The sequence below is a fragment of the Prevotella sp. lc2012 genome (assembly GCF_900107065.1).
Classification (GTDB): Bacteria; Bacteroidota; Bacteroidia; order Bacteroidales; family Bacteroidaceae; genus Prevotella.
On sequence record NZ_FNUF01000001.1, the window covers coordinates 153,052 to 175,783 of the forward strand.

General features: G+C 44.0%; 23 protein-coding genes and 2 tRNA genes. 10 read left to right on the forward strand and 15 right to left on the reverse strand.

The features are described from left to right. Positions 1–87: 87 nt before the first annotated feature. Entirely contained in the window at positions 88–1,158 is a 1,071-nt protein-coding gene (gene hisB, locus BLU99_RS00645; RefSeq protein ID WP_091899262.1) for a bifunctional histidinol-phosphatase/imidazoleglycerol-phosphate dehydratase HisB, read from the reverse strand. After that, complete coding sequence (locus tag BLU99_RS00650) at positions 1,155–2,093, reverse strand: hypothetical protein (protein ID WP_091899263.1); 939 nt, start codon at positions 2,091–2,093, stop codon at positions 1,155–1,157. The genes hisB and BLU99_RS00650 overlap by 4 nt, the downstream gene beginning before the upstream one ends. A gap of 19 nt (positions 2,094–2,112) precedes the next feature. On the opposite strand from BLU99_RS00650, the gene BLU99_RS00655 reads away from it, so the two are divergent. The 5 genes from BLU99_RS00655 to BLU99_RS00675 are packed head-to-tail and all read left to right on the forward strand — an operon-like array spanning position 2,113 to position 5,852. Then, positions 2,113–2,430: a hypothetical protein gene (locus BLU99_RS00655; RefSeq protein ID WP_091899264.1), complete on the forward strand. Its 318-nt coding sequence runs from the start codon at positions 2,113–2,115 to the stop codon at positions 2,428–2,430. Between the two features lie 38 nt (positions 2,431–2,468). Beyond that, positions 2,469–3,461 (forward strand): Gfo/Idh/MocA family protein, encoded by a 993-nt coding sequence (locus BLU99_RS00660; protein ID WP_091899265.1) that lies wholly within the window; start codon positions 2,469–2,471, stop codon positions 3,459–3,461. 5 nt (positions 3,462–3,466) lie between these two features. Further along, positions 3,467–4,576 carry a DUF4421 domain-containing protein gene (locus tag BLU99_RS00665; RefSeq protein WP_255397395.1) on the forward strand — a complete coding sequence of 370 codons (1,110 nt, stop codon included), beginning with the start codon at positions 3,467–3,469 and terminating at the stop codon, positions 4,574–4,576. After that, a complete protein-coding gene (locus BLU99_RS00670; protein ID WP_255397396.1) occupies positions 4,569–5,441 on the forward strand; it encodes an N-acetylmuramoyl-L-alanine amidase-like domain-containing protein in 873 nt (290 codons plus the stop codon). Before BLU99_RS00665 ends, BLU99_RS00670 begins: the two co-directional genes overlap by 8 nt. An 18-nt stretch (positions 5,442–5,459) precedes the next feature. Beyond that, positions 5,460–5,852: a YkvA family protein gene (locus tag BLU99_RS00675; RefSeq protein WP_091899266.1), complete on the forward strand. Its 393-nt coding sequence runs from the start codon at positions 5,460–5,462 to the stop codon at positions 5,850–5,852. Positions 5,853–5,975: 123 nt separating this feature from the next. On the opposite strand, the gene BLU99_RS00680 is transcribed toward BLU99_RS00675, so the two are convergent. From BLU99_RS00680 to BLU99_RS00685, 3 genes are all read right to left on the reverse strand, one after another. Continuing rightward, positions 5,976–6,050, reverse strand: a tRNA-Cys gene (locus BLU99_RS00680). A 58-nt stretch (positions 6,051–6,108) separates the two neighbouring features. Then, positions 6,109–6,285, reverse strand: a complete 177-nt coding sequence (locus BLU99_RS12125) for a FeoB-associated Cys-rich membrane protein (protein WP_144006064.1) — start codon at positions 6,283–6,285, stop codon at positions 6,109–6,111. A gap of 13 nt (positions 6,286–6,298) precedes the next feature. Then, positions 6,299–7,336, reverse strand: coding sequence for a diacylglycerol/lipid kinase family protein (locus BLU99_RS00685; RefSeq protein WP_091899901.1), 1,038 nt, complete (start codon positions 7,334–7,336; stop codon positions 6,299–6,301). Positions 7,337–7,498: 162 nt separating this feature from the next. On the opposite strand from BLU99_RS00685, the gene BLU99_RS00690 reads away from it, so the two are divergent. Both BLU99_RS00690 and BLU99_RS00695 read left to right on the forward strand, forming a co-directional pair. Beyond that, positions 7,499–8,686: a serine palmitoyltransferase gene (locus BLU99_RS00690; protein ID WP_091899267.1), complete on the forward strand. Its 1,188-nt coding sequence runs from the start codon at positions 7,499–7,501 to the stop codon at positions 8,684–8,686. 138 nt (positions 8,687–8,824) lie between these two features. Continuing rightward, positions 8,825–8,897 (forward strand) — tRNA-Pro (locus BLU99_RS00695). Between the two features lie 141 nt (positions 8,898–9,038). Here BLU99_RS00695 and BLU99_RS00700 read toward each other — a convergent pair. Genes BLU99_RS00700 through BLU99_RS00715 form a run of 4 tightly spaced genes read right to left on the reverse strand, consistent with a single transcriptional unit; the run spans position 9,039 to position 10,227 of the window. Beyond that, positions 9,039–9,473: a hypothetical protein gene (locus BLU99_RS00700; protein ID WP_091899268.1), complete on the reverse strand. Its 435-nt coding sequence runs from the start codon at positions 9,471–9,473 to the stop codon at positions 9,039–9,041. 40 nt (positions 9,474–9,513) lie between these two features. Continuing rightward, positions 9,514–9,774, reverse strand: coding sequence for a GlsB/YeaQ/YmgE family stress response membrane protein (locus tag BLU99_RS00705; RefSeq protein ID WP_091899269.1), 261 nt, complete (start codon positions 9,772–9,774; stop codon positions 9,514–9,516). 10 nt (positions 9,775–9,784) lie between these two features. Continuing rightward, the gene (locus BLU99_RS00710) at positions 9,785–10,030 is read right to left on the reverse strand and encodes a hypothetical protein (protein ID WP_091899270.1); all 246 of its coding nucleotides are present in this window, start codon (positions 10,028–10,030) and stop codon (positions 9,785–9,787) included. After that, positions 10,027–10,227: a DUF4250 domain-containing protein gene (locus tag BLU99_RS00715; RefSeq protein ID WP_091899271.1), complete on the reverse strand. Its 201-nt coding sequence runs from the start codon at positions 10,225–10,227 to the stop codon at positions 10,027–10,029. Before BLU99_RS00715 ends, BLU99_RS00710 begins: the two co-directional genes overlap by 4 nt. Before the next feature lie 810 nt (positions 10,228–11,037). Between BLU99_RS00715 and BLU99_RS00720 the strand changes: the two genes are divergently transcribed. Together BLU99_RS00720 and BLU99_RS00725 are read left to right on the forward strand one after the other, a co-directional pair. Further along, complete coding sequence (locus BLU99_RS00720) at positions 11,038–11,892, forward strand: DNA-methyltransferase (RefSeq protein ID WP_091899272.1); 855 nt, start codon at positions 11,038–11,040, stop codon at positions 11,890–11,892. Positions 11,893–11,904: 12 nt separating this feature from the next. Further along, positions 11,905–14,736, forward strand: a complete 2,832-nt coding sequence (locus BLU99_RS00725; protein ID WP_091899273.1) for an N-6 DNA methylase — start codon at positions 11,905–11,907, stop codon at positions 14,734–14,736. Between the two features lie 55 nt (positions 14,737–14,791). Here the strand turns inward: BLU99_RS00725 and BLU99_RS00730 are convergent, their stop codons facing one another. Together BLU99_RS00730 and BLU99_RS12215 are read right to left on the reverse strand one after the other, a co-directional pair. Further along, the gene (locus BLU99_RS00730; protein ID WP_091899274.1) at positions 14,792–14,977 is read right to left on the reverse strand and encodes a hypothetical protein; all 186 of its coding nucleotides are present in this window, start codon (positions 14,975–14,977) and stop codon (positions 14,792–14,794) included. Positions 14,978–15,154: 177 nt separating this feature from the next. Continuing rightward, on the reverse strand, positions 15,155–15,328 hold the full coding sequence (locus tag BLU99_RS12215) for a hypothetical protein (RefSeq protein WP_176771000.1): 174 nt from the start codon (positions 15,326–15,328) through the stop codon (positions 15,155–15,157). A 698-nt stretch (positions 15,329–16,026) separates the two neighbouring features. On the opposite strand from BLU99_RS12215, the gene BLU99_RS00735 reads away from it, so the two are divergent. Further along, complete coding sequence (locus BLU99_RS00735; RefSeq protein ID WP_091899275.1) at positions 16,027–18,495, forward strand: two-component regulator propeller domain-containing protein; 2,469 nt, start codon at positions 16,027–16,029, stop codon at positions 18,493–18,495. On the opposite strand, the gene BLU99_RS00740 is transcribed toward BLU99_RS00735, so the two are convergent. From BLU99_RS00740 to lysA, 4 genes are read right to left on the reverse strand one after another with little or no spacing between them, the layout of a single operon-like run. Continuing rightward, positions 18,492–19,760, reverse strand: coding sequence for a type IX secretion system plug protein (locus tag BLU99_RS00740; protein ID WP_255397397.1), 1,269 nt, complete (start codon positions 19,758–19,760; stop codon positions 18,492–18,494). The two genes, BLU99_RS00735 and BLU99_RS00740, sit on opposite strands and share 4 nt — an antisense overlap. Beyond that, positions 19,757–20,839 carry a glycosyltransferase gene (locus tag BLU99_RS00745; RefSeq protein ID WP_091899277.1) on the reverse strand — a complete coding sequence of 361 codons (1,083 nt, stop codon included), beginning with the start codon at positions 20,837–20,839 and terminating at the stop codon, positions 19,757–19,759. Before BLU99_RS00745 ends, BLU99_RS00740 begins: the two co-directional genes overlap by 4 nt. Before the next feature lie 27 nt (positions 20,840–20,866). Then, the gene (locus tag BLU99_RS00750; RefSeq protein WP_091899278.1) at positions 20,867–21,523 is read right to left on the reverse strand and encodes a glycosyltransferase family 2 protein; all 657 of its coding nucleotides are present in this window, start codon (positions 21,521–21,523) and stop codon (positions 20,867–20,869) included. 24 nt (positions 21,524–21,547) lie between these two features. Beyond that, on the reverse strand, positions 21,548–22,708 hold the full coding sequence (lysA, locus tag BLU99_RS00755) for a diaminopimelate decarboxylase (RefSeq protein ID WP_091899279.1): 1,161 nt from the start codon (positions 22,706–22,708) through the stop codon (positions 21,548–21,550). Positions 22,709–22,732: the final 24 nt, after the last annotated feature.

Consider the following 22,732-nt stretch of genomic DNA (forward strand, 5'->3'; position numbering starts at 1 on the left):
AAACAATTCAGTGAAAATGTGTGCCAGCGGACTGGGAGTTTCCTCCGGGGAAAGTGGGGGTTTCCAACGTGGAAACTCCCACTTTGCTCAGAGGGTTCCTTTCGTTGAAGGAAGCTCGTAGTGATAGATGTCACGACGAACAGCCATTTTCAGGGCTCTGGCGAGAGCCTTGAAAATGCCTTCAATCTTATGATGCTCATTCTGACCTTCGGCTTTGATGTTCAGGTTCATCTTAGCAGCATCACTCAATGATTTAAAGAAATGTAAGAACATTTCAGTTGGCATTTCCCCAATCTTCTCACGCTTGAATTCCGCATCCCAGACTAGCCAGGGACGTCCGCCGAAATCGAGACAGACGGCGCACAGACAATCGTCCATGGGCAGCGAGTATCCATAGCGCTCGATGCCGCGTTTGTTGCCAAGGGCATTGAGAATACACTCGCCAAGAGCAATAGCGGTATCTTCAATGGTGTGGTGCTCATCTACTTCCAGGTCGCCCTTTGTGTGGATGGTAAGGTCCATCATGCCGTGTTTGCCGATTTGCTCCAACATATGGTCAAAGAATCCGAGGCCAGTGCTGATGTCGCACTTGCCAGTGCCGTCGAGATTGACGCAGACATGGATGTCGGTCTCCTTGGTAACCCGCTTGACTTCTGCTATGCGTTCGCCTGCGAAAAGGATCTCGGAAATCTTTTCCCATGTGATTCCTTCGTCGCTAAGGATCAACGACTTGCATCCGATGTTTTGAGCAAAGGTTCGGTCTGTTTCTCGATCACCGATGACGTACGAATTGGCTATGTCGTACTCGGGATTGTTCATGTACTTCTCCACCAGTCCTGTGTTGGGCTTGCGGGTCGGCGCATGATCCTCTGGGAAGTGCGGGTCAATGAGGATGTCATCGAAGCGAATGCCTTCGCCCTCTAGTGTTTGGAGAATGAAGTTGTGCACAGGCCAGAAGGTGTCTTCTGGAAAAGAGTCGGTACCCAGACCATCCTGGTTGCTGACCATTACGAACTCAAAATCGAGTTTTTCGCGGATGAAGCTAAGATTACGGAAAACGCCTGGAGTGAACTTTAACTTACTGAAACTGTCAATCTGTTCGTCTGCAGGCTCTTCTATGAGTGTTCCGTCACGATCTATAAATAATATTCTTTTCATGATTTTTCATTTATGTTTTGCCGTTCTTTTTCTTGCGCTTCTATGGAACCAGCGGCATAATATGCTGGGAAAAAGATACTGGGAATCACATATGCTTGTATAAAACTAGCCAGTGTGAATACCAGGAAAGTCAGTTTTGTGATGTATGCAGGCATTCCCAGTGGGTCGCCCATCAGCACACCTGTCTGAGCCTTAAAGTTGGCTAGGAATAGGATGTTGGCAGGTAGGCTTGTCAGAACCAGAAATGCAACACTAAGAATGATGGTGATGATGGCTACGGTGAAGAGCAGCCCCCACTGGCGGAATCCCATACGGTAGTCATGACTCAGAACTTTTAAAAAATGAGAGTCTCGTGTGGTCAAGTAGTGCATAAACGGATAGGACAAGGGTACTGCCAATATTATGAATAATAAACAGAGCAGGGCCACAAGACTAAGTCCTGCCAGCGACTGTTTGATGCCTGAGTATGTTGTTCCTCCGATGATGACAGCGAAGATAATGATATTCAGCAGCAGACAGGTGAGCGCACAGATAATGGTATGGCGCAAAATGCGCTTGTCTGTACTGACACAAAAGATGCGCGGCGGAGCAGTGATAATCCCTTGTGTGCGATGCTGGTACAGCATGGAAAAAAACTGCGAGTAAAACCAGATGGTTACTATCAATATGAGGAATGGTGCTATAAAAGCGAAGACATTCAGGACTGTATGGTCTGGAATATATAGGTGACCTGTTGTCACGGCGGTGAAAAAGTGAGGATACTCTTTCATCATCACACTGGTATAGAGACCATAGAGTATCGCATAGAGCAAAGCTATTACCCATGTACGACGGAAGATAGTTTTGAAATTGCCGGTATAGAGCTTGTATCCGGCTGCTATGCAGACCCGACTGCTGCGGACTTTCAAGAGTGCGTCGTCTTTGTCTTTTTCCATATAAAATGATATTTTCACTATGTTGTGCAAAGGTACATCATTTTTTCGTAACTTTATCATCTTTGATGATGATTTTCGTGCAAAAAAGCATGCGACCCAAGATCGAAATCTTTCTGATGGCAAAAAAAGAAACGAGTTTCTTTGTTTTGCGCTCTACTTTTTAGTAACTTTGCCATCAGAGATGGCGAACTTACTCCGTCTCGGCATAAAAAAGATTGAAATCTTTTGTTCTGCTCTCGACTTTTTAGTAACTTTGCCATCAGAGATGGCGAAGTTACATGCACTTGGAAATGAAAAGAAAACAAGTTTTTCTTTTGCATTTCTCTCGTTTTTTTAGTAACTTTGCACCATTGTTAGTAGTTATTGAGGCATCTTATGAAAATATTAAAGTGGGGATTTATCGGCTGTGGCGAGGTGACCGAGAAGAAAAGCGGTCCAGCTTTCAGTGAGGTAGAAGGCTCAAGTGTTGAGGCGGTGATGAGCCGTACGGAGCAACGGGCCCGTACCTATGCTGTCCAGCATGGTATCCGAAAATGGTATACTGATGCGCAGGAACTGATAGATGATCCAGATGTCAATGCTGTTTATGTGGCTACTCCACCGTCAAGTCATGCTACTTATGCTATCATGGCAATGAAAGCCGGGAAACCTGTATATGTTGAGAAACCCCTGGCGGCCAGTTATGAAGATTGTGCACGTATCAATCGTATCTCAGAACAGACTGGGGTTCCTTGTTTTGTGGCTTATTACCGTCGGTATCTCCCATATTTCCAGAAAGTGAAGGATATTGTATGCAGCGGGAGAATAGGTAAGATTATAAATGTGCAGGTGAGATATACAGAACCATTACGTGCTACTGATGCGGAGGCCATAAAGAACGGTCAACCGTTGCCGTGGCGACTACAGCCAGAAATCGCAGGTGGTGGCTATTTCTATGATATGGCACCTCATCAGTTGGATCTTCTGCAGGATATGTTTGGCGTAATCCTGGAAGCTCGTGGCATTTGTGCCAACCGTGGGGGCTACTATGAGGCGGAGGACTCGGTAAGTGCCTCTTTCCGTTTTGAGAACGGCCTGCCAGGTAGTGGTTCTTGGTGTTATGTTGCCCATGAGAGTGCAAGGGAGGACTGTATTGAGATTATTGGTACGGAAGGACAAGTCAGCTTCTCCGTCTTTGACTATAAACCTATCCGTCTGCAGACTAGCGACGGAGACGAGAATATCACAGTGCCTAATCCGCCTTATGTGCAATATCCACTCATTAAGAATGTGATTGAGCATCTGCAGGGGCTGGGTGTATGCACGTGTACCAGCGTTTCGGCAACGCCAGTAAACTGGGCCATGGATCGTATCTTAAATAAGTTCTGAAGACGTTGAAGGGACTATTGATGATATGGCTCCTGCTGACGGCTGCGCCTATGATGGCCGACCGTGTAGAAGAGATGGATAGTCTCTCTGTGATGAGAGATTCTCTACCCAAATCCAAGGAACTCAGTCCGCTCCGACGTACTATCCGGGGGCTTGACCAACTGCACAATGAGTATATAGAGCCTCAGCATTATGAGTTTACGGTGATGATGCAGTTGACGCGTACCTATGAGAGTTTCATGCTGGGAAGTAATGGACAAAGCATCTTATTGGCGCCAGACGAGCTGACGAAGGTAGGGCCGTATTTCGGCTGGAGATGGGTGTTTTTCGGTTATACTTTCGACCTGAGCCATCTTGGATTTGGTAGCAACGGTATCAGAAAAGAGTTTGACTTTAGTATTTATACCTCACAGGTGGGTGTGGATCTGCATTACAGACGGACTGGGCATGACTATAAGGTGCGTGATGTTAAGTTAGGTTATGGCATTAATGGTGATGAGTTCGAGGACATGCCGTTCGATGGCATCAGTGTAGGGATTACAGGCTTGAATGCCTACTACATCTTCAATCACGGTCGTTTCTCATATCCAGCGGCCTTCAGTCAGAGTACTTGTCAGAAAGTGAGTTGTGGCTCGTGGATGGCAGGAGCAGGGTATATGCGAAATACGCTCGATTTTGATTTCGAGAAGTTGGAGGAGTTGTTCAATGAAAGGGCAGGGAAGGACCAGGAAGTGAAACTCGACAGCGGTCTGATGTTCAGTCACATCAAGTATACTGACTATAGTCTCTCTGGTGGCTACGCATATAACTGGGTGTTTGCCAAGGATTGGCTCTTCTGTGCGAGCGGCCAGTTGGCTTTGGCCTACAAGACGAGCTATGGCGATATGTCGAATGAGAAAAAGGGCTTTGATTTCTCAAAAGTGAACGTAGATATGCTGGGACGGTTTGGACTTGTCTATAATAATACGAGATGGTATGCCGGATTGAGTGCCATCCTGCGTACGAACAATTATCGGGGGTCACGCTTTACGGCTAATAATATCTTCGGATCGTTCAATGCCTATATCGGCTATAATTTCATGTTAAAGAAAAAGTACAGGAAAAGAAATGGATAGATTGAAAGGAATAATAGGAATGATGATGGTGCTGTTCCCTTGTATTCTTTGTAAGGCTGAGGGAAAGACGATGTATGCTGCACTTCCGACAGATAGCATCGACGTGTGTCGTTTTCTGGAAGAGGCGCGACATATGCCTCGTACTACTAATTTCCCATTGTTCTTTGCACGGAAATTCTTGGGAAAACCATATGTGGCGCATACACTAGACCTTAACGATGAGGAACGACTGGTGGTGAATACCCGTCAGTTGGATTGTACGACGTTGGTTGAGAACGTGACGGCACTCACTCTTTGCGTCTATCGTAATCTGTATTCATGGCATGACTATTTGAATGCGTTGGTGGCTATGCGTTACCGCCACGGACTTATAGATCGTTATCCAAGTCGTATTCACTACTTCACTGAGTGGATCACCGCTAATACGGCAACGGAGATGGTCAAGGAGATCCAGGCTCCTGATCCTCCTTTTACTCATGTGCAGACTGTTTGTGTAAACTATATGAGTCAGCATCCGGAAAGCTACAAGGCTCTGCAGCAGCATCCGGAATTTGTGGAGGATATCCGGCAGATGGAGGAACGTGTCACAGGTGGACATTTCCGTTATATTCCAAAGAGTGAGGTGAAGAACAGCAGAGTCTTGCGGCGTGCCATTCATGATGGTGATATCATTGCTATTACCAGTAAGAAGGTGGGACTGGATATAGCCCATCTGGGGTTCGCGGTTTGGCGCAAGGATGGACTCCATCTGCTGAATGCTTCATCAGTTCACAAGAAGGTGGTGGAGGAGCCGATGACTCTGTACCAGTATCTTCAAAAGCATCCATCCCATACAGGAATCAGAATTATCAGAATCAACAAATAAACTTAACCCGATATGAAAATGGAATTACCTGATTTTATGAGCTATGCCAACAAATTCTCTCAGTCTGAATTTGTTGAGAAGATTTCGCGTATTGCTAAGCGAGCTGGTGCGAAACTGGTCTATGCGGCTTTGATACTCTATTACACACTGCAGAGTGACCATGTCAGTAAGACTGACAAGGCTATCATCATTGGCGCTTTGGGTTACATGATCAGTCCACTGGATGTGATACCAGATGCTATTCCCATTGCGGGACTCACTGATGACTTGGCTGTCCTGCTGTATGTCCTGAAGAAAGTATGGACGGATATTGATCCTTCTATTGTCGAACAGGCTAAAGGCAAGTTGTCTAAGTGGTTTGATGACGAGGAAATCAACGAGATTAAGGACCTCTTCAAGGAGGATGAGTAGTCGCAATGATACTTCTTTTTTCTAGTGGTTCACGACAGGACGTGTGACAATTGCACGAAACCACATGGATAAATAAAAAAGAATCCGGAATCCTTTTGTTTATTGAGGTTTCCGGATTTTCTTTGGAGGTGCCTGGCGGATTCGAACCGCCGTAGACGGTTTTGCAGACCGTTGACTAAGCCACTCATCCAAGGCACCTTTTCTTGAATGCGGATGCAAAGGTAGGCATATTATTCGACATGACCAAATTTTTGACCTATTTTTTATGCCAGCAATCGGCTTTTTTCTTTTTCTGTACTTGTTTCAGCTCTTTCAGTGCGCAGCCCTTACACCCATAGCATGGATCTGAGGCTTGTCTAACCAGGTTGTAGACCCACCATGCTCCATAGCAGGTAGCGCCGATGAGGATGAGGATGACAAGAACAGTCTGCATGGGTATGCTCGCGTCAGATCTTAGACAGTTTTCTTAGGAGGACCTTATTAATAACCAGAATCCTGTGTCCGGTTTTTCCAATATCCTCACGTACATTATTTATATTATTGAAAAAGTCACTGAAGGCATTCAATAGGAAATTAGGTTGCCCGCTATCCTCAATCACGTCAGGATTGGTTAGAATCCTGATACCCTCATGCTCAATATGCACCTCAATCTCCTCACCAGTCATAATCGGATCGCCATCGTAGTGTATGGCACCAGGACCTTTTCGTTTGATATGCAGACTCTTTGTGCGGAAGGTTTTGATTTTTGAGTTGTTTGTTATCGTCTTCATGAAAAGGTCTGCTGCAATTTGGGGCGCTTCCAGGGCATCAAAGGGTTCCATGATGATAACGTCCATCTCACCGTCTTTCATCGTGGCTCCAGGGGCAATATAAGCGTTATTTCCGTACTGTGAGGCATTCGCACAAGCGATGAGAAATGCTTTATAGCGTTTCTTTCCTGTGTCATCGGACACTTCGTAAGTCTCTGGTTTATATTTCAGCCCCTCCTTGAGTACATTCTCCACGTAGGTGATAGGGCCGCGTTTGCCAGCTTCTGCGAACTTCAGCGAAATAAAAGCATCGAAGCCCATTCCACAGGTACAGAAGAACGGCAGATCGTTGATCATGCCATAGTCGAAAGTCTCAATCTTACAGGCATTGATGATTTGGATGGCCTTCTTGATGTCTAATGGAATACAGAGATGCCTGGCTAGTCCGTTGCCGGATCCGCAGGGGATAATCCCTAAGGCCGTAAAAGAGTGGGTGAGGGAACGTGCCACCTCGTTGACTGTTCCATCACCTCCGACAGCCACCACGATGTCTGTCTGCCGTTCTGCGCAGGCTTTGGCAATTTCTGCCGCATGACCCGCATATTCTGTAAAGCATATCTGATAGTCAAAGTGATCCTTCTCAAGATTCTCCTCAATCAATGAGGGTACCTCATCTTTGGAATGAGTACCTGATATCGGATTTACGATGAAGACAATTTCCTTTTTCTTAGTCATATTCATATGCAAAAGTACAAAATTAGACTGAAAAATCGGGCTTTTGTATAACAAAATAATCCAAAACGGACAATATCTTGATAAAAACTTGCACGAATTGATAAAAAATGTGTAACTTTGCAGCCTGAAAATAAAAAATATAATAGAACTTACCTAACCAGAATGGGACAGTTACAGGAAAAATACAAGAATTATCGTGAGCCGCAGAAGTTCATGGAGGCTGACGTTTATCCTTATTTCCGTGCTATAGAAGGAAAGCAAGGAACGGAAGTTGAGATGGGTGGACATAAGGTTCTGATGTTCGGCTCAAATGCTTATACAGGTCTGACAGGTGATCAGCGCATTATCGATGCCGCAAAGGCTGCGCTTGACAAGTATGGTTCAGGCTGCGCAGGAAGTCGTTTTCTCAATGGTACACTTGATCTTCATGTACAACTTGAAAAGGAGATCTCCGAGTTTATAGGAAAAGATGACTGTTTGTGCTTTTCAACAGGTTTCTCTGTGAATCAAGGTGTACTTGCTATGGTCGTTGGAAAGGATGATTATATCATCTGTGATGATCGTGACCATGCCAGTATCGTTGATGGTCGACGTCTTTCTTTTGCCAAGCAGTTACATTACAAGCATAACGACATGGACGATCTGGAGCGTGTGCTTCAGAAACTGCCTTATGATGCTATCAAACTGATTGTCGTTGATGGTGTGTTCTCTATGGAGGGCGACCTTGCCAAATTGCCAGAGATTGTTGCGTTAAAGCATAAATATAACTGCTCGATTATGGTGGATGAGGCTCATGGTCTTGGCGTCTTTGGTCGTCAGGGACGTGGTGTGTGTGATCATTTTGGTCTCACCGATGAGGTGGATCTGATCATGGGTACCTTCTCGAAGTCGCTTGCTAGTATTGGCGGATTTATTGCATCAGACTGGGATACCATCAATTTCCTGCGTCATACATGTCGTACGTATATCTTCTCTGCTTCCAACACCCCTGCGGCAACGGCAGCAGCGATGGAGGCTCTGCACATCATCCAGCAGGAACCCGAGCGTATTGAAAAGCTATGGAAAGTGACTAATTATGCTTTAAAACGTTTCCGTGAGGAAGGTTTTGAGATTGGCGATACAGAGAGTCCGATTATCCCACTTTATGTGCGTGACGTGGAGAAAACATTCTTGGTGACTGCACTCGCCTTCAAGGCTGGCGTGTTCATCAACCCCGTTATCCCACCGGCATGTGCTCCGCAAGATACACTGGTGCGTTATGCATTGATGGCTACTCATACCGAGGAACAAGTGGACCGTTCGGTAGTTGCCTTGAAGAAGATCTTCCAGGAGCAGGGTATCATAAAATAATAATAGAAAGTGCGAATGAGAGAATGAAAAGATGATGGATGAACTCTGAAACGTTAAAAAACGACAAGGTTTGTCATTTCATTCTCTCATTCTTTCGTTATTTCATTTTTATTTAGTACCTTTGCAGCCGCAAAACAGCGAGGTGTAGCGCAGTTGGTAGCGTTCCTGGTTTGGGACCAGGCTGTCGCAGGTTCGAGTCCTGTCACCTCGACTTTCTTTAAAAGCCGCTGATTCATCACGAGTCAGCGGCTTTTTTATTGTTGTTCTTCCAGATGCTTGGGTCCTTCGATGCCGAAGATATAGAAGAGCGAGGCCACAACGGCCATCACTGCCATATTGAGGATGCTATTACTTATATGTTATTGGGTTGCCATATAGCCATCCCCTCAGAACCAGCCAAAGAGCCTATTAACTCGATGGCTTCCTCCGTTGGATTATAGACAGTCATATAGGTGTCGTCACCGCTGACTGTTATCAGGACGTCGGCTGATTCCAGGATGATGTAAAGCGTCTGCTTGTCGGCCATACATCCCAACAATGCCGTCTCCAGTTCATGTGGAGCCGGATTTGTGATCCATTCATCACCGTCGTGGCTCACCTCGATATCCTCATAGCAATTCAGCTTCAGCAGGATATTGGTGAATTTCCTGTAGATGTTGTCAATCTGAGGATGCTCCAGAAAGTATTTCTCTATCCTGAAGTACTGTCCTCTGCCATCGGCGGGCACTTGCTTGGGCAGTATATCAATCACCCAATATGGCTTATTCAAATACTCTTCTATTGTCATATATGTAAAACTACTGTTTCATCTTGCTGTTCATACTCAATCAAAACAGTTTTTTCCAGAGCCACAATATTGTTACTGCACCAACAACGCAGAAGACAAAGTTGGTGAGATAGCCTTTGCCAAGCAGTTCTATATTCAGCAAGTGGCTGATGAAAGTACCGGCATAGCTACCAACGATGCCAATGATAAGGTTCATGCAGCATCCTTTACCTTTGCCACTCATGATGCGATTGGCAACATATCCAATGAGGATGCCTGTCAGTATCGGCCAAGCCGTGAATTCAACAAGATGTTCTAACATACCTTTTTCTTTATAGCATTTCTTCTAATTTGTCAACAGCCTGAGTCATGTCCTCTCTAAACCGCTTGTGGTCTCTCAGGAAATCGACTCTGCCGTCGGATATGGCCTCATATAGTTCCTGGCTCATGTCATCCACGTAGCTGCCAATGGCCAGTTCTATGTCATCCATCTGCCAATCGAGGGTAGAATGGATATAGACATTTCGTTTCTGATGCAGAAAGCTATATGCGGTCTCTACGCTGTCTTTCGTAATCATTGGTCGTAGCCGATGGGTCTGAACTGTTTCTGCCGCTCACTCCATACGAAACCGTACTTCATGAGATAATCCTTTATATCCTTGGGGGTTCTGCTGAAGGCGTAGCATAGCGATTCCAGCGTGTCAAACTCCTCATCTCTTAAGAGCATGTTGACGCTCGAAACTAGAATGACAGGGTCTTTGGGTAGATAATCCATACTTTTTATCTTAAACAATGTGGCAAAGGTACAAATTATCGGAGTATTTTCGCCACCTTTGCATCGACATTTAGGATAGTTTATGATTGTAGATGATAACGTAAAAGTATACCACTTTGGCTGAGTGTTGCAATGGTACGAAAAGATTGTTGTTCATTACATAAATCACTCAATGATTAAACTTCTGTAATTATAACTCATGCAAATATTTTTGCGTGAGTTGGGCCAGTTTTTAATTATTTTTATTTCTCTATCCCCCCAAACAGTAGCGATTTAACGTAAAGCTCTGATTTAATGGTCCATTTTTTCGATGATTATGGTGGTATATTTTTCAATTACAATCTACAAATATCACATTTTCGGCTGTAATGCTCATATTATTTTGCTGATTTTAACGATATTAAAGAGAAATTTTGTCTCTTCATTCCTATTAAATTAACTCGTCCCAATTCAGTGGGGCACTAAAGATTCTAAATAATCAACTAAATAGTTAATAAAAATCTTGCAATTATTTCATTGATAATCTTAAGAATTTCGTATCTTTGCATGTGAAATACGGATTACCGTATTGTTCGTGTGATCTTTTCTTATGATATAAGCGTTTGCTATTGATCTATCCACATTAGAACCTAGGAAATTCTGAAAGTATAGACGAGAAAAGTAGACAAGTTGCTAGCGCACTCGTTACGAGTGGGCTTACTTGTCTTTTCTCGGGTTTTCCTAGGACCTTAATGTGGGGCAGGTAATGACCCACTCTTTTGTGTCCTATGGAAACAGCTATTTAGGGAGAGAAAAGATAGTAACGCCTAAATGGCAACAAAAGTGGCAAAAAGCTATTGGAGTGAAGACAGATTTGTGAATGCTGTCATCAAGGGCGATTGCATCAACGTGATGGGGCATTTCCCTGATGGCTGTATCGATATGGTACTGTGTGATTTGCCTTATGGCACAACACAGAATAAGTGGGACAGTATTGTTCCACTCGATAAATTATGGGCTGAATATAGGCGTATAGTTAAACCTAACGGTACGATAGTATTAACATCACAAGGAATATTTACAGCTGCGCTAATTATGAGCCAGCCGAAGTTGTTCAAATATAAGTGGGTCTGGGAAAAGTCAAAACCTACAAATTTCTTAAATGCAAAGAAGCAACCATTGAGGAAACATGAAGATGTATGCGTCTTCTACAACAAACAGCCTGTATACCATCCTCAGATGACGGATGGAGAGCCATACGATAAAGGTGTTCGTAAGAATCAGTTGAGTGGTAGCTATGGAGACTTTCAACCAGTTCATGTATATAGCGATGGAAAACGATACCCTACAGATGTTGTGTATTTCAAAACAGCAGAAAGTGAAGGTGAGGTATTCCATGCTACCCAGAAACCTGTGGAACTGGGAAGATATTTCGTTCGCACTTATACCAACCCTGGTGATATCGTTCTTGACAACACCAGCGGCAGCGGTTCTTTCCTTGTTGCTGCTCTGATGGAGGGTCGCAACTTTGTTGGTATCGAGAAGAATGCAGACACAGAACTCTTCAAGGGTGAGAAAATCGACTACATCAAGAAAACAAAAGACAGACTAAAGGCTGCTTGGCAACATCTTGACGCTGAAAAGCGGGAAATCCTTCGAAAATGTAATGTGATAAATGACTTTTAAAAACTTACGCCTATGACAACTATCCGAAAAAACGAAAGAAGCTGGGCCATTGAGCTTATATCACAGATTAACCAGTTCTCAACAGACAACGACCTGATAATAAAAAGAGCAGGAGGTGAGACAACGGTGAGTGAATATCGAGGCCAGAACATGTTCCCTGATGTTATTCTGTATGGTGACCATGATCTTTCAAGCATATTACAAGGTTGGGAGTTGAAGATGCCAGATGTGCCTATCAATGATGCCGATTTTGTACATGATGCCCAACGTAAAGCCAGAGCTTTAAACTTGAATAGTTGCGTGATTTGGAACTTTACTCACGTGAAGTTGTTTGTCTACGATACGGAGGCTCATGAATTTGCAGAAAAGAAGAGGTGGGATAATGCCACCATTAGGACACGTGATGATGTTCAGAAATATAAATCAAGATGGGAGAGAACACTAAAAAGTGTACTTACCTCTGTCAACGAATACCTGATTTCTGGTGAAGTTAAAAAGGCATTTATCGGTGATGTGTTGACTAAGACCTCCATTTCGAATCTTGTCAATGATAACAAATTATGCGTAGCCAGGCATTTGGAAGATGAGGCAAGACGAGATGCTGTCATGGGTGCTCGAATTGAAACATGGTGGCGTGACATCAAATCGGAATATGAAGGTGATGAAGAAAGCAAATTTGCAGCCTATGCCAAAAGTGTCATCATCAACTGGGCCAACCGAATTATCTTTGCCCACTTGATAAAACAAAGGCAAATGAGCGCTTATGCCATTGACGAACTTGACTACGAAAGTACACCAGAGGAAGGCAATGCTATTTTCCAAACGATTACAGAGAAAAGCGATTTCTATAACATCTTTGGTGCCATGCTCTACAACGAACATCTTCCATTGAAGACATGGGCTGCATTGGTTGAACTATCTTTGTTCCTGAAAAACTCGCCGATAAAACACATCAGCCAAAGAATTCTCCAGCAGGTTCTTGAAGGCTCTGTCAGCATATCTAAGAGATTGGTACATGGGCAATACCCAACTCCGCCTGTATTAGCGGCTATTCTCGCACGAATGACTATTCATGATATAACAGGTGAATGTTTCGATGGTTGTTGTGGAACAGGGACAATACCTAATTTTATCATAGATTATAAGAAAGGCAAAAGAATTGGAGCGCAACTAGCAATGGCTACCACATGGGCAAGCGACAAATTCCAGTTGCCCTTGCAGATTGCTAACTTAGCTATGACCAGCTATGACACAATCAATATGCCATGCCGTTTATTCCAACGCGATATTCTATCATTGCATCCAGGCGATGAAGTAGAAATCGTGAATCCTCAAACGGGTATAAAGGAAAAATACACATTACCACAATTTGATGCCATTATATCCAATCTTCCGTTTGTTAAAGCATGTGGTATATCACCTGATGATGCTAGCATGGTTGAAAGCATAAAGACCCGTTATGGTTTATCTGGCAGATCAGATTTCAGTTACTACGTTGCCCTGCATCTCAGAGATCTTGTCAAAGAAGACGGATATGTTGGAATCATATTGTCTAATTCTTTCCTTGGAACGGAAGCTGGCAATCTGTTCTTTGATGCAATTAGGGAATTTTTTGACGATATTAGATTGCATATCAGCGGTAGTGGAAGATGGTTTGAGAATGCAGATGTAGTCACAGTATTGCTTGTGATGAGAAAAAGGACAGAAGCAGAGAGAAATACTAATATTTCATTCTTCAGATGGAATAGGAATTTATACGCAATACAAGATTCGCGTGACTATGCGGACTGCATAGTAAACTCTTCGTTACTTGATAGTGAGTTAGATAGAAGTGTTGTTGCAAAGGCCAACTATAGTAATGAAAACTTGTTAGACCTAATGAGACTGAATATTTCTTATAATGCCCTTTTTGCCGATTTAAATTGGCTTATTGAAATACAGGAGAATCTGACACCTCTCAATTCTATCCTTAATGTAATACGTGGAAACAGAAGGGGGCATGACAAGTTGTTCATTCCTCGTCCTTGTGACTATTCAACAATAGAGCCTCAATTCCTACATAGCTTTATGAAAAATTTGAAGCGAACTCGAAGTTACGTGGCGCAAGCTGATAGTAAGGCTTTTTGCTGTAGTATGACTATGGACGAGCTAGAATCTGAAAACATGCATGGTGCACTAAGTTGGATCAGGCGGTTTGAAGATGTTGTCGATGATTATGGTCCACTAGTAGACAGACTTAAAAGAGCGCACATGGAATGGTACGAGAATAAACCAAGTGAATTGGCAGAAATAGGAACAATGATGAATCCTGACAATAGGATGTTTTATGTAAAATTCCCAACCCCGACTTTCATCAATCAGCGAATAATTGGACTCAATCGCATTAATCAAGATGATGATATAGACCTTATCCATGCCTTGTTGAATTCTATTATCTCCATCTTCTATATTGAGGCTGTTGGATTTGGACGAGGGCTGGGTGCTTTGGACATCAGCAAAGATTCTATCTCTAAATGTTATATGCTAAATCCTTCATTGCTTTCAGAGGAACAACAGACAGATATCTTGGAAAAGTTTGCCGCTTTGCTTTCGAGAGGCATTGTTGATATCAACCAAGACATAGAAGACCCAGTTCGACGTGAGTTTGATATGGCGGTTTTGAATGCTTATGGTATTGGTAGATATTTTGACAATATCGTTGGTTGTTTAAAAGCTATGAGGAAAATCAGAAAAGCCGCGAGACAACAGACTGTATTACAGAGCCCTACAAGAGACTACGACAGGCGTGAGCCTTTTAGCGAGATGGTCATTGAATCTGCTGCTGAAAATGAAGTGGCAAATTGAAAGGTAATCCTCTGACAAAGCCCAATGGGCTTCGTCAGAGGAAAAAGAGGACAATCTATTCGATTATTTCACTTGTTAACAGAAACGCATCCATCATCTCTGCTTGACCAGCGTCAGCGATTTGGCGACGAATGCTTCTCAAACAATCATCAACTTGCTCATCATGAGCGTTCTTGTTGTACGGATATGCGGTTTCACTATATTCAAGCGAGCCGTACCGTGCTGAAATTTTTATTTTCATTATTTTAAAAATTATGTTGATTCGGCACTATTGCCTGATTTTAGTGATTATGGCTCTCGGCTCGCATGGAATCAATAAAACTAATGCAAAGATAGATAAGATATTTCATTATATCACATAATCTTGATATAAATAATGTTAAGATTCTACTACGATAAGTCAACATGAACACATAAATTATTTATTCATGAAAAATTGGTGGTGGTGCTCGTTGATGATTTTCTGGTAGGCGGCGGGGTGAGGGCTGAGCATGTCGAAGGGGTTCAGCCTTGCTTTGACAAGTTCAATAACCGTCATTATCGCGGCCGACTCGGGGTTCTTGTTCTGCGTCTTGATCAACTTTTGTGCCATTTGTGTAAGTGATTTAGTTAAACATAGGCTGTTGGGGCGGGGGGGGATCTTTGGCTTAAGGAGATGCCTTCTATGAGCTATCCGGATAGGCTCTATGAGTCATGGAGATAGGGTCTATACCCCTATAGGGATTATCTCCATCAGTCGTAGATGACGTCTCTTTCACCGAAAGGGATTATCTCTTTCACCCTTACTTGGGGGTGCTCGGCCCGCTGGCGTTATCGCTTACAAAGGTACAACATGTCAAAGAGCGCTTTTCCGTAGTAGGGCGTAGTAGGACGCAGAAGGACTTACTTTTCCTTACTTGGTCGCAGAAGGGCGTGGGAGGGGTCACAACCTTGCTTCGACATGCTCAGCAACCGTGACCCCTTACTTTCTGCGGTCCCTGAGCCTGTCAAAGGGGTATAGAAGGGACAGGGTTCTTACAGAGACATTTGGTTGGTGAGATAACCGTTGGCGACGGCGGCCTGACAGAACAAGCTTGAGGTGTCCCCCTTTATACTGGCCCCCATTAGGGGGCTTAAGTATAAGGGGGCCTCGGCTAATCTGTCAGTCTAGGAAGAGAATTGGCTGTACTGGCTCCCTTTGACGGGCTCATGAACCGTTTTTATGAGTCATCATCAGATATTTTCCAAGAAATATTTGGAACTAATCGTTTTTCTGCCTATCTTTGCAAAAGCAACTAATAACCTGATGATATGGAAGTACAGTCTATAGCCAGATCATTGACGCTAAGCCTGTTGACGTTTCTGTCTGCTTGTGTGATGGCAGAAACCTCAGATCGGCGATTTGAGAAGTTCAACGCCTCAGACGGCTTGGCAGATAACAGTGCCCAGACCATATATTGTACGAAGGAGGGGCGTATGGTGATCACCACCATGGGACAGATTAACTTCTTTGATGGTCAAAAATTTTCCTATATTGATCCTACAGAAGAGAACCTCTATCCGTTGGTAGATTATGCAGGGAACTACCATTTATATTTTGATCGATATCATCACATGTGGTTGAAAAACACGCATAATGTGACTTGCGTGGATCTGCAAACCGAGAAGTTTACTGTTTCTATCAAAGAAGAGTTTGCTAAATTTGGTATGGACAAGCAGGTGAGAGACATGTTTGTCGATGCAGATGGTATCGTGTGGTTATCCGTCGAAGACGGACTCTATAGTGTTGAGTCTAAGAGGTCATATCCATTACGAAAGGGACATAACCTGCAGGATGTTGAGACCAGCCAGGATAAATATCTTCTGCTGTTCTACGAGGATGGACAGATGGACATGGTGGATCTGGCAACAGGAAAGAGAATTGTGTTGAGTGCGGCCTATAACGAAACTGAGAAGGAGACCTATAAATCGTCGTCGGTGCTGCTAAAAGACAGCAATCTGCTCTATCAGATACGAAATGGTAAGAAACAAGCCATATTCCAGAGTTTTGATGTTGTCAAAAGAGAATGGAGAACGATTCTCAAGACGCCTTATCACTTGAATAACATTGCGAAGAAAGACTCTCTTTTCTATCTGTCATCAGAGTATGGTTATTGGGTATATGATGCTAGTAACGGTCATCTCAACCATGTTGAAAACCTGTTACTTCAGAATGGACAGTTGCTTAACACTGACATCAATGTGTTGGCTTTCGACAAGCAGGGCGGATTATGGGTAGGAACGGAAAAACGGGGTTTGCTTTATTCTCGTCCATTCGACCCTCCGTTTACCATCTATGACTGGAATGACAAACAGGCCAAGGTATACTATGGGTATATGTCACAGTATGCCAGATCTTCTACGACCTTTCGAGGACGGACTGTCAATTGCACCTATCGTGACTCTCGAGGATGGACGTGGGTCGGTACATCCCAGGGCTTGCATCTCTATCGTCATACGTCCGACCATCTGCCGCAGATTATCACAAAGAATGATGGTCTCCTCAATAATGTGATTCATGCCATTGTGGAGGATCATGAGAAACGGATATGGGTAACTACTACTTATGGCGTTTCCTGTGTGTTTATAAAAGATCGTGAGATAGACTATGTCTGCAGTTATAATGAGCATGACTGTGTGCCGAATGAGGCGTTTGTTAACGGGGGGGCTGCCTGTCTGCCTGATGGACGTATTGTGATGCAGTCACTTGATCATATGATGGTCTTTAATCCTCAGTCGATGGAAACACTAAAGGGCGAGTATGCATATGAGATTTATCCCAAGTTGATTCAACTGCTTGTGAATGGTAATAATGTTGAGACGGGGGTGGAACATGATGGAAAGATTATCCTTGAAAAGGCCCTTAGTTGTACGTCGGAGATCGATCTTAACTATAATCAGAATTCTCTGATGCTAATTTATTCGGCACTCAACTATTTCCGTCCTCAGCATACCTACTATCGGGTTAGGGTGAAGGGCCTGGATGACAGATGGCATATCTACACCAGTTACGATTCAGAAGGAAAGGTAGATAAGAATGGTAGACTGCGTCTGTTACTGGAATCACTCCGCCCGGGACTCTATGTGGTTGAAATTCAAGCTTCAATGCTCCCAAACCAATGGGATACTAAACCGGATGAATGGATTGTCAGGATCCACCAGCCATGGTGGCGGACGACGGGGATGTTCGTCTTGTTGGGTTCGTTACTGCTTGTCTTGTTGGGCATTAATGCCTACTGCTATCTAAGGAACGCTAACATGAGAGTGATGCGTAATAGTGAAGAGCAAGGCATTATCAATCGAATCAGGATTTTTGCAGAGAGGTGTTGTAATCGTGGAAGTGAGTTATTGGAACCGACACCTGAAGAGGTGTATGGTTATGGTACTAATCCCCAAAATGAACTATCGCCAGAGTTTAATAGTACCATGATAAAGATCATGCCACAGATTCTGTCAAAAGAAGGCTCGCAGATCTCGATGCGCGATCTGAGTAACGCAGCAGGGATGGATGTGCAGGAGTTTTATCAGCTGATCACGGCAAATATCTATAAGAGTCCCAGAGGACTGGCTGTCCAGGTGATGCTACAGCGTGCCATAGAGATGTTGGAGACAACTGGTAAGGATATTCCGGATATCTCAGAGGAGTGCGGATTCGTTTCTGTCAACTTTTTTATAGCTACTTTCTTCCATCATATGAAACAGACACCAGACCAGTTCCGTCATAAGAAAGGTATAGGTTAGTCTGAGATAAGTTGTCTGTAGGCAACCAACCGCCACGTGCGCTCTCCTGTCCCCTTATAGTATATATAAGCACAGTAGCGGTTCTCTGTTTGGTAGAAACTGCCTTCTGAAGGAAGGAGTTGCGTATCGCCGTTATTCGTCATCCAGAGATAATGATAGGAATAGTATCCCTGTTTCTGCATGATTTGCGCGGTGTATGTGTCACTGCTCTCGTCATAGTCCATGATGTATGTCTTCGGATCCTCTGTTGTCCAATGTCCATCAATGATAATACGACCGTCTTTTGACGGTAGGTTGCTTTTCAGGCGATAGTTAACCCATACATAGTCACTTGTGATGTCATTCTCCCTGTTGTCGCTGTTACGGATATAGAAAGCACCGTCCGCATCTTGGTCGTAGATGTAATATGGCCTGGGTTCATCTATGAATGGGAATGCCTGATAGTGCGTCCCGTCCCACGTGATGTGCTCGATGCCCATGGTCGGGTGACTGGTGTCTAGGATCTCATATTTGCGGTACTCATTGCCGGCATCGAAAATAAGATCCCTGCAATGCTGCCATTCTAGTCCATGATGATTGACTGATGTTGGTCTTATATTCTGACGTTTATTGAATCTCTGTCCGTTTTGTGTGATGACCATCTGTAGTTGTTCCTCGGGATTCGACACCACTAAATCACAAAATCTCAATCCCATAGTCAATTGTTGATGGGTTTGATTGACATCGATGTCCGTGTTGGTTGTGGCATGAAGGGAGAGAGACATCGATTGTTCGGTTACCATAAACTCAACAGTCAGGATGTCCTCCTCTTCATCTTCTTCATAGACATGTATACGATAGTTGCCGCTCATCTTTAACTGACATCTCTCGTTGGGGAAGATGATGCTATAATGGGTATAGGGAACAACGGTGTTGATAGAGTGTTGATAGTCTTCAACGACATTGTTGTTAAATCCTTCGAGCCAGTCGCTCTCAAATACCTCTTCTGCTGTCGACCAGTCGGCTTCACACCGTTCAATACGATAGATATATCGATGATGATTGTGCGACAGCTCGTCAAAACTTACATGTAATAGGTCATCGCTGTGAAGTCGCATAACGGCAGGCGAAAGCCAATCCTGATTGACTACTGCTTGCAGGGATTTAACTTGTGGAACATAAATCCTATTCTCTGCCACTGCATGCAAAGGCAGTAATAAGAATGCCACGGACATCATCCGAGTATTGATTTTAGTCCAAAGTCTGTTCAACATCATACTCTTCATATCTTCAGATGACAGGCTATTAGTTGACGGATTTGTTGGGTCTTCCGGTTATTCACTGGAGGAAGTGGCATATAGCCCTCATCAAGGCCCGTCTGTTCACTTAATATCTGCATCAGACAACCTGTGGTTTCTTTTAAGTCTTTTTCCTCGATGGCTTGGACGAGTCGGTCATCGTTGATGGTATCGCGATATAATTCACGGGTTATCTCAATCAGGTGGAGAAGTTGTGGCTTCCTTTCTATCTGTCTGATCATTCGTATCAAATAATCATTTTCGTCACCTTGATAGTCACCGATGATCTGTTTTATGCTTTGTGGGCGTGTGTAGCCTTCTGGAAAGTAGGCGCAGATGTTCGTAGTGTCAATAATGGGTATCGAAAGACCGAGAATACTTATACCATAGTCAACGTAGTTGCGGATATTTTCATGCTCAGCATAGATAAGCAGACGACGCCAGTCTATATTCTGTGGATGAGTGATAGCTTCGTTTTTACGGCACCACCGACGATCACCCATAATACTCGTTTTGATAATTGTATGCAGTGCCTCGATACTAGCGTTGTCCATTTGTTCCAACGTGTTGGAGTCGATGACCTTCTGATAAACTGCATACGTCTTTGCACACATTTCCGCAGGTGTAATGGAATTTGTGATAACAGCATTACGGATATCTTCAATGCGGTGATTCCACTCCAGTTTCTCAAAGTAGGAGTGTTCAAGCTTCCCTAAGCAGATAACGGCATAGGCGCGCTCAATTGTTTTTTTCTGTTCGAAAAGAGCCCTTCCCATTTTATCCTGCAGTTTTTGCTGACTGACATTCCAGGATTCCAGTTGGCCGTGGAGCGTTATGACGATACGAGCGCCGGAATGGTATGCGCTATTTGCTGCACGTAACAAGAAACCTTGCCAACAACCATGAACATGCACGATGTCGGGATGTACCTCATGAAGCAACTGCCGGAAGGTTACAAGATTGTCTGCAACCTGTACAGTCACGTTCTGTCGCATGCCGTCTTTCAGCATGGTGACATGCCGCTGAATGAGTTCTTCGTTTTTTTGATAGACGTGCAGGATTTTCATGCTCTATCCTTCCTCCCTTGATGATATTCACTCTATTGTGAGAAGGGTTGTCGAGGATCGCTTGCAGAGGTTCTGCCACAGAATACTTAAGCGTAGTCCCAAGAGTTGTAGACGACTAGGTTTTTCTTCAAAGAACTTTAGAAGATCATGCGCATAGTCCTTGTGCACAATGATAAAGTCGTATTTTCCCCGTATATATCTCATGTGCTTCCCCTGATGACCGTTACTCTTCTTACGCTCCGCTTTGACAATCTGTCGATGAACTTCTGTTACATCATCAAATGGTTGTAGACGCAAACCTTTGCCTGTAAGGTAGCCGAGATATAGTACGGCATTGTCGCTCATCGAGTTCTCGATGGCCTGAAGCACGTCAGGTGCCGCTGGCTTCTTCTTGATGTCGGCAATGATAATCCATTCGTTCTTAGCGGCTTTTACGCCAATAGTGAAGGACAGCTTCGGGCGAGACACGAGCCTGTTAGGACGTGGAAGGAAGGTGGTGTAGAGCTGTGGATAGTTGTTCTTCGCGAGCTTCAATACATCCTCGGTATTGTCGGTCGACGACTCGTCGACAACGATCACTTCATATCCAGGCTCGTAGACCTGCGTGAGAAAGGCAGGCAGGTTCTCTTCCAGTTCATAAGCCTGGTCATAGACAGTCATTATAATGGAGAAACAACGACTCATTTTGTCTGTATTATTATCTTGTTCTTACAACTCGTCACTAGTGTATCCTATAGGTAGTCTACGACAATTGTACTGTGATGCCATGATTTCTCCATATGCTCCAGCAGAGCGAATTGCCAACAGATCTCCACGTTTTGTCTGGTTTAAGTCTATTTGTTTGGCAAAAACGTCGGTTGACTCACAGATGGGACCTACAACGTCATAGCTGCTCATTGGCTCTTCACTGGAGATATTCTCTATTTTGTGATATGCCTGATATAGCGCAGGACGGATGAGGTCTGTGAAACCGGCATCAACGATAGCAAACTTTTTGACAGCACCTTCTTTTACATATAATGTGCGCGTGATAAGTGAGCCACATTGTGCAACCACGGCACGCCCCAATTCAAAGTGTAGTGTTTGCCACGAACGGAGTTTCAGTTTCTTGGCATATGTATCGAAGTATGCTTTGAAATCAGGAATGGGAACACGGTTCGGATGTGCGTAGTCGACACCAAGTCCTCCTCCAACATTGATATGCTCGACATGAATGTGGTGGTTTTCCAACTGGTCCTGTAACTCATTTATACGGTTGCAGAGGGCTTCGAAATCGCCCATGTCCAAAATCTGTGATCCGATATGAAAGTGTAGGCCGACGAACTTGACATTACTCAGTTTCTCTGCTTCTGCAATCACCGTTTCCATGTCTCGCATGGCAATACCGAACTTGTTTTCTGCCAGACCTGTCGTGATGTTCGCATGGGTGTGTGCTCCAACATTCGGATTGAGTCTAAAGGCTACGGGTGCAATCTTTCCTTTTGCGGCAGCTAACGAGTTGATGACTTCCAACTCCGGAATACTCTCTACATTAAAGCAGAAGATGTTGTTGTCGAGGCCTATATTTATCTCCCAATCGCTCTTACCTACACCGGCAAAGACAATCTTGTTACTGGGGAATCCGGATTTGATAGAGGCAACGATCTCACCGCCACTGACGCAATCTGCTCCCAGTCCGGCTTCACGGATAAAGCGGAGAATTTTTGGGTTCGCATTTGCCTTTATGGCGTAGTGTACAACAAATCCCTTATGTTTATTGGCTTCCTCGTTAATGGCGCGCAATGTCTGACGCAACACTTCCGTGTCGTAATAGTAGAAAGGCGTCTCTATCGACTGCATCTTTTCTACGGGAAATATACCTTTTGCCATATTCTTTTCCTCTCTGTTCGTTTT